This is a genomic window from Arthrobacter sp. HMWF013, assembly GCF_003061105.1.
In the GTDB taxonomy this organism is placed as follows: Bacteria; Actinomycetota; Actinomycetes; order Actinomycetales; family Micrococcaceae; genus Arthrobacter.
The window spans coordinates 1-5,485 of record NZ_QAIQ01000093.1; the positions used below are offsets into that span (position 1 = coordinate 1).

General features: G+C 63.7%; 5 protein-coding genes. All 5 read right to left on the reverse strand.

The genetic code is table 11. The features are described 5' to 3' along the window. A partial coding sequence (locus DBR22_RS04315) for a polyribonucleotide nucleotidyltransferase (protein ID WP_108597946.1) occupies positions 1–2,200 on the reverse strand: 2,200 nt, incomplete at its 3' end. Between the two features lie 246 nt (positions 2,201–2,446). Beyond that, positions 2,447–2,716 carry a 30S ribosomal protein S15 gene (gene rpsO, locus DBR22_RS04320; RefSeq protein WP_108597943.1) on the reverse strand — a complete coding sequence of 90 codons (270 nt, stop codon included), beginning with the start codon at positions 2,714–2,716 and terminating at the stop codon, positions 2,447–2,449. Positions 2,717–2,964: 248 nt separating this feature from the next. Continuing rightward, positions 2,965–4,224, reverse strand: coding sequence for a kynureninase (kynU, locus tag DBR22_RS04325; RefSeq protein ID WP_181365019.1), 1,260 nt, complete (start codon positions 4,222–4,224; stop codon positions 2,965–2,967). Beyond that, positions 4,221–5,075, reverse strand: a complete 855-nt coding sequence (gene kynA / locus DBR22_RS04330; RefSeq protein WP_108597945.1) for a tryptophan 2,3-dioxygenase — start codon at positions 5,073–5,075, stop codon at positions 4,221–4,223. Before kynA ends, kynU begins: the two co-directional genes overlap by 4 nt. A gap of 40 nt (positions 5,076–5,115) precedes the next feature. Further along, a partial coding sequence (locus DBR22_RS04335) for a riboflavin kinase (protein ID WP_181365020.1) occupies positions 5,116–5,485 on the reverse strand: 370 nt, incomplete at its 5' end.

Consider the following 5,485-nt stretch of genomic DNA (forward strand, 5'->3'; position numbering starts at 1 on the left):
CTTCCTCTTCAGCCACTACGGGGGAAAGGGACAGCTTTCCGCGGTCGTCGATCTTGGTGATTTCCACCTGGATCTTCTGGCCGACGGAAACAACGTCATCAACGTTGTCCACGCGCTTGCCACCGGCGATCTTGCGCAGCTCGGAGATGTGCAGCAGGCCGTCCTTGCCCGGGGTGAGGGAAATGAAGGCACCGAAGGTGGTGGTCTTGACGACCGTACCCAGGTAACGCTCGCCGATTTCCGGAACCTGCGGGTTCGCAATGGCGTTGATCGCGGAGCGTGCTGCGTCGGCAGACGGACCGTTGGTGGCGCCAATGTAGACCGTGCCGTCGTCCTCGATGGAGATGTCGGCGCCGGTGTCTTCCTGGATCTGGTTGATCATCTTGCCCTTGGGCCCAATGACCTCGCCGATCTTGTCAACCGGGATCTTGACCGCGATGACGCGCGGCGCGAACTCGGAGAGCTCGTCCGGCGTGTCGATCGCGGAGTTGATGACATCCAGGATGTGCAGGCGGGCTTCGCGGGCCTGCTTCAGTGCTGCTGCCAGCACAGAGGCGGGGATACCGTCGAGCTTGGTGTCCAGCTGGATGGCCGTGACGAACTCGGAGGTACCGGCGACCTTGAAGTCCATGTCACCGAAGGCATCTTCGGCGCCGAGGATATCGGTCAGGGCTGCATAGCGGGTCTGCCCGTCAACCTGGTCGGAGACCAGGCCCATGGCGATACCGGCGACGGCGGCCTTCAGGGGCACACCGGCGTTCAGCATCGACAGGGTGGAGGCGCAGACGGAACCCATCGACGTCGAACCGTTGGAGCTGAGAGCCTCAGACACCTGGCGGATGGCGTACGGGAATTCCTCGCGGGAGGGCAGTACGGGCACGAGTGCACGTTCTGCCAGGGCGCCGTGGCCGATTTCGCGGCGCTTGGGCGAGCCCACGCGGCCGGTCTCACCGGTGGAGTACGGCGGGAAGTTGTAGTTGTGCATGTAGCGCTTGCGCGTGACGGGTGACAGCGAGTCGATCTGCTGTTCCATCTTGAGCATGTTCAGCGTGGTGACGCCCAGGATCTGGGTTTCGCCGCGCTCGAAGATGGCCGAACCGTGTACGCGGGGCAGAACCTCAACCTCGGCGGTGAGCTGGCGGATGTCCGTCAGGCCACGGCCGTCGATGCGGATCTGGTCCTTGAGGATGCGCTGGCGCACAACCTGCTTGGTGACCGAGCGGAATGCTGCGGACAGTTCCTTGTCGCGGCCTTCGAACTGGCCGGCGAGGGAAGAAGTGACTTCGTCCTTGAGCGAATCCGTTGCGACGTCGCGGTCCTGCTTGTCAGCGATCTGGAAGACGGCAGCCAGCTTCTCAGCGGCAGCGGACTCGACAGCGGCGTAGACGTCATCCTGGTAGTCCAGGAAGACCGGGAACTCGACCGTGGGCTTGGCAGCGCGGGCGGCCAGGTCAGCCTGGGCGTCGCACAGTGCCTTGATGAACGGCTTGGCAGCCTCGAGGCCCTCGGAGACAACCTCTTCGGTGGGGGCGGTGGCGCCCTGTTCCTTGATGAGGTTCCAGGAGTTGTCGGTCGCTTCAGCTTCGACCATCATGATGGCGACGTCGTCACCGGCAACGCGGCCGGCTACGACCATGTTGAACACGGAGTTCTCCAGCTGGGAGTGCTTGGGGAAAGCAACCCACTGTGAACCCTGCTCGTCGGCTACGAGGGCAACGCGGACGCCGCCGATCGGGCCGGAGAACGGGAGGCCGGAAAGCTGGGTGGACATGGAGGAGGCGTTGATGGCCACCACGTCGTAGAGCTCGTCGGGGTTGATCGCCAGGACAGTCACGACGATCTGGACCTCGTTGCGGAGGCCCTTCACGAACGCCGGACGCAGCGGGCGGTCCATCAGGCGGCAGGCCAGGATGGCCTCGGTGGACGGGCGGCCTTCACGGCGGAAGAACGAACCCGGGATGCGGCCGGCGGCGTACATACGCTCTTCAACGTCCACCGTGAGCGGGAAGAAGTCGAAACCTTCACGCGGGTGCTTGCCGGCGGTGGTTGCGGACAGCAGCGCGGTGTCTTCGTCGATGTACACCATGGCTGCGCCGGCTGCCTGCTTGGCAAGGCGGCCGGTTTCGAAGCGGATTACACGCTTGCCAAAGCGGCCATTATCAATGACTGCTTCTGAGAACTGGATTTCGGGACCCTCCAAGAGAGTCACCTCCGTTTCTTGTTTCACGGAGTCCAGCCGCATCAACCCAGGCCAGCATCTGTCTACTGGCCTGCACTGCACCCGGTCATCGATCGAGACCCACGGGCCAGGGGCTTCAGTCTTCGAAGCCGTTCCCGGGGATCACTACCGAGGACCGCGAATGCGTGATGCGGTTGATCCTCCTGTTTAGTTTTTTCTGAAGAAGGCGGCCCGTTCCACGTGGGAAAGGGCCGCCCCTAAATCAGACTAGCGACGCAGGCCGAGGCGCTCGATGAGCGCACGGTAGCGGGCGATGTCTGTGTTCTTGAGGTAGGTGAGCATGCGCTTGCGACGACCAACCATGGCCAGCAGACCGCGCTGGGTGTGGTAATCGTGCTTGTGCTCCTTCATGTGCTCAGTCAGATCCTTGATCCGCTGGGTAAGGACTGCAACCTGGACCTCGGGCGAACCGGTGTCGCCTTCGCCTGTTGCGTATTCCTTGATGATGGACTGCTTTACAGCGGCGTCAAGTGCCACAATAACTCCTAGAGATGTGCCGTGAGGCCCGAATCAGTAATTCACTGCCGGGTCTGCCAGCGCAGGAATCCCCGGAAAACCAGGGGTTCGCCATACATGGCAGGAACCAGCCGCCACGGACTGCAGCCGGATCCATCGTTCAGTTTACCGTCAGCGCTGCAATCTTGTCGAAACAGCCGCGGCATTGACCAAACAGCGACGCTTCGGTCATCAGCCCCCGGACGCTGAGGGAACAGTCATGGACGCTTTCAGCGGCGCAGCAGGTCCCGGACGGCTGCCATGCCGCGGTACAGTTCGGCAAAGCCGGTGCTCAGCGGCGACAGGCCGATGCGGATTCCCTGAGGTGCCCGGAAATCCGGAATGACGTCCTGTTCCCAGAGCGCAGCAGTCACGTTGCGGAACGCCGGATGGTCCAAGGTGATGTGGCTCCCCCGCCGGTCCGGGTCACGCGGTGAAGACAACTGCACGTCCAGGGGCTCGAGCCACGCTTCAAACAGGTCCACAGCGTAGGCGGTAAGGTCCAGGGATTTCGCCCGGACGGCTGCCATGCCGGTCTCTTCGATGAGATCCAGCGTCCCGCGCATGGCGAGCATTCCGAAAATGGCCGGCGTGCCGCTCAGGAAACCCCTGATTCCGGCCGCCGGTTCGTACCCTGCGGCCATCTCAAAGGCGTCCTTGCGGCCCATCCAGCCCCAGATCGGCTGCCGAAGCGAGGGCAGGTGCCGGCTGTTGATGTAGGCAAAGGCAGGCGAGCCCGGGCCTCCGTTGAGGTACTTGTACGTGCAGCCGGCAGCGAAATCCACGTCCGCGGCGTCAAGGTCGATTTCCACCGAGCCGGCGGAGTGGCAGAGGTCCCAGACCACCAGCGCCCCTGCACTGTGCGCAACCGCGGTGATGGCCGGAAGATCCGCCAGGAAGCCTGAGCGGTACGCCACGTGGGAGAGAAGTACGACGGCGGTGGACGGCCCGGTTGCCTCCCTCACCTGCTCAGGGGTTACCCCGGCGGCCGGATCCGCGTCTATCCATGTGAGGGTGAGGCCTTCCTCGCGGGCGATCCCCTCCACCAGGTAGCGGTCGGTGGGGAAATTCTCCGTATCCAGCACGATCTCGGTCCGGGCAGGGTCGGTGACTGCGGCAAGAGCAGCCCGGATCAGTTTGTACAGCACCACCGTGGTGGAATCGGCGATCACGGTCTGGCCGGGAGCCGCCCCGAGCACCGCCCTGCCCAACTGGTCGCCGATGGCCTGCGGAAGCTCCAGCCATTCCTCGTCCCAGCCGCGGATGAGCCGGCCGCCCCAGCCGTCCTGGATGAAAGCGCTGATGTCAGTGAGGGTCCGCTTCAGCGGGCGGCCCAGGGAGTTTCCGTCGAGATAGGACAGATCGGTCTCCGTACCGATGTAGAGCTCGCGGCAGCGCGCCAGCGGGTCCTTCAAATCAAGGTGCGCTGCCCGCTCAAGTAGCGCGCCGTCGTCGTACGTTTCCGTCAAAGGCCCACCATGTGTGCTCACTGGCCGATCTCCGTCCGCACCGCGAAAAGTTCCGGGAAGAAGGTGAGTTCCAGGGCTTTCTGCAGGAAAGCGGCGCCACTGGATCCGCCGGTTCCGGATTTCATGCCGATGGTGCGCTGGACGGTGCGCAGGTGCCGGAACCGCCAAAGCTGGAAGTTGTCCTCCAGGTCTACGAGTTCCTCGCACGCTTCGTAGGCGCCCCAGTTGCTGGAAGCGTTCTCGTAAATGTGCTTGAACAGCGGCACCAGTTCGGGGCAGAACTCATGGGCCCGGGTGACGTCGCGCTCCAGGACTGATTCGGGCACCTCGAAGCCCTGCCGTGCCAGGTACGCAAGGAATTCGTCGTAGATGCTGGGGGCATTGAGCAGTTCTTCCAGCATGGCGTGTGCTTCAGGATCGGATTCGAACACCGGAAGCATCTTGCGGTTCTTGTTACCCAGGACAAACTCCACCGCCCGGTACTGGCTGGACTGGAAGCCGGAGGAATTGCCCAGGAAGCCGCGGAACTGTGAGTATTCCGTGGGCGTCAGGGTGGCCAGCACGGACCACTGCTCCGTCAGGGTTTTCTGGATGTGCTTGACCCGGGCGATGCCCTTGAGTGCCGAGCCAAGGTCATCTGCGCGGAGCCAGGCGGCCGCGCTGCGGAGCTCGTGAAGCACGAGCTTGAGCCACAGCTCGGTGGTCTGGTGCTGGATGATGAACAGGAGCTCATCGTGGTGCTCGGGTTCGCTGACCGGCTGCTGGGCGCTGAGGAGCGTGGGCAGCTGCAGGTAGGACGCATAACTCATCCGGGAGCTGAAGTCGCGGACGATGCCCTTGTCCAGCTTCCTGGTGTTCTTTTGGACGGTCACTGGACTCTTTTCGTGGCGGAGGCTGTGGCGGAGGCTTAGGTCAGCGCCGCACCAGCAGATCGTGTGCCTGGATGACATCCAGCCGCATCTGCTCAACCAGCGCCTCAGGCCCACGGTATGCCACCATGCCGCGCAGGCGCTGTACAAATTCCACGATCACTGTCTGGCCGTACAGATCGAAGTCCTCAACGGATTCCTCCGGGCGGTCGATCACGTGGGCTTCCACCTGGCGGCTGACGCCGTCGAACGTGGGGTTTGAGCCCACCGAGATGGCAGCGGGCCAGCGCGTTCCCGCCTGGTCAACCAGCCAGCCCGCGTAGATGCCGTCGGCGGGGATGAAGCCGGACGCCTCGTGGGCGAGGTTGGCCGTCGGGAATCCCAGGGCACGCCCGCGTGCCGCGCCATGGACA